Source organism: Nitrosomonas sp. Nm34, assembly GCF_900113925.1.
Lineage (GTDB): Bacteria > Pseudomonadota > Gammaproteobacteria > Burkholderiales > Nitrosomonadaceae > Nitrosomonas.
Genome location: NZ_FORD01000132.1, coordinates 1 through 1,904, shown reverse-complemented (window position 1 = coordinate 1,904; position 1,904 = coordinate 1). Strand labels below are relative to the sequence as shown.

Below are 1,904 nucleotides of genomic sequence, written 5' to 3'. Positions count from 1 at the left end.
GATTCGATACCGTTAATATGGCGTTCGCCATTGGCAAACTCACTATCCCCGTGATGAACTCTGAAATGTTTATTAAAGCCGATATCGACCAATCCATCATAACCACGCCATCCATCAGAATGGATCACGGTATCTGGCGCTACATGTCCACGGATCATGGCTTGCAACGTTGCTTTAGAACAATCCGGAACAATCTCCGTATACACTTTACCCTGGCGTTTGAGAACACCGAAAACAATCGTTTTGCCGTAAGCACCTCGACCTCTCCTGCCCCTGACTCGCTGTGCACCAAAATAAGACTCGTCAACCTCTACAGAACCTTGCAGAGGCGATTCAAGCTCACAACAACAGGCAATTCGCTGCCGTATTTTAAGGTAAATGCTATTAACGGATCGAATCGAGATACCGGTCAATTTTGCTGTGCTCGTCGCAGTGAAATCCAGAGAAAAGCACCGAATAAGTTGCCTAAATTTCGCTTCTCTAATTCGAGAACGAAAGTAGTATCTATTTTTACCATTCATCTCAGTAAGTTAACACACCTTAATAAGTGCTTAACTTCCTAAGACCCATAATTAATATCTAAAAAACTAATTAATTTAAGCTTTTCAAAAAGTTATACCAACCATTCTGGACGCAGAATGAGTATCCCTCCCAATCCCAGCATCAATAATCCACTAACTAGCTTGAGTAAGCGCCTGTTTGCATCGTAAGCTTATGGCTACTTAATGCAATTACACTTGCTCCTACCATGAGCGCATCATCTGTCAAGTATCCAAGAATATAAAGACCTAAATATGCATGATAAGTTATTGGATGTAAATCTTGCTGAGTCAATATTGCGGTATAGATGGCGGGAAAACCTGCGTACATAATAATTCGATAAAATTAACCATGATTGCCAATGCCGCAACTGCTATCAGAACAGATAGCATCCTGTCTGTAGCCAAAATTGCTCTCATTTGAGCATATAGAATAGGCTTAGCAGAATCTGGAATGGATAATGAGAACCCCCATTTCCAGAAGATGAAATCCTTTATATTCAATCCACCAATGATTAATGCCATTCCGCCCAATATCCATCTCACGACAGCTGACAAACCAATCAATAAAAAAACATTCAGCCAAACTGCCATAAATGCGTAATAAACTATTCCACTAGCCAAAACAAAAATACCGGCAATAAGCACCATTCTTTTACGGTCTTGCAAATGCACAAGCATCGAAAGTAAGAATAACAATACCCACATCGCGCATGGATTTAAACCATCAAGCAAGCCTATTATTAACGTGAACAGTGGTAGACCCAACTGGGAGACACTGATAGTACCGAATAGCGCTGTCTCAATCTGATTGCGCTTTGCCTCTTTGTCTGTCGTAGTTTGATCCACCAAAGATTCTAATAAAATACCCATATGATCAGCATTATCGAAACCAACAAGTAATTGACCTTTGAAGTAAAATGCAGGCACGCCGAGTGGCCAGACACCTGCTTTCTGAGAATATTTCATCAAATCATCACGAGCAGATACATCGTGATCGACTGAACGGTAAACTATGCGTAGCCAAGGCCGTTCGCTTCCAAATCTTAAAAGAAATTTTTTGGCTTTTGCGCAATGTGGGCAATCATCACGTACGAAAACCTCAAGCTCATTTTCTTTAATAAATGTTTGCTGTATTTCCTCTGCTGCATTTGATAGTGGTGGAACTAGCAGGAAAGTAAGCAAGCAGCCTATTACAAACGTGATGGAGAAATACTTCGAATCAAGCAGTATCACTTATGTATTATCTTATTAAGCTAGGGTCTGTTGACATTTCACATAGGTAGCCACAGATATCCACACGCTATGGCTACCATACTTTCATAATTTCGCTTCAGCTTGTCGTATCGTGTCGCTATTGCCCGG

The 1,904-nt window shown here is 40.9% G+C and carries 2 protein-coding genes and 1 pseudogene; all 3 read right to left on the bottom strand.

The genetic code is table 11. The features are described 5' to 3' along the window. A partial coding sequence (locus BM283_RS17695; protein ID WP_090695479.1) for an IS1595 family transposase occupies window positions 1-521 on the bottom strand: 521 nt, incomplete at its 3' end. A 309-nt stretch (window positions 522-830) separates the two neighbouring features. Then, a complete protein-coding gene (locus tag BM283_RS17690; RefSeq protein ID WP_217646608.1) occupies window positions 831-1,775 on the bottom strand; it encodes a glutaredoxin domain-containing protein in 945 nt (314 codons plus the stop codon). Between the two features lie 38 nt (window positions 1,776-1,813). Next, window positions 1,814-1,904: pseudogene (locus tag BM283_RS18495) on the bottom strand (IS5/IS1182 family transposase); the annotation flags it as partial.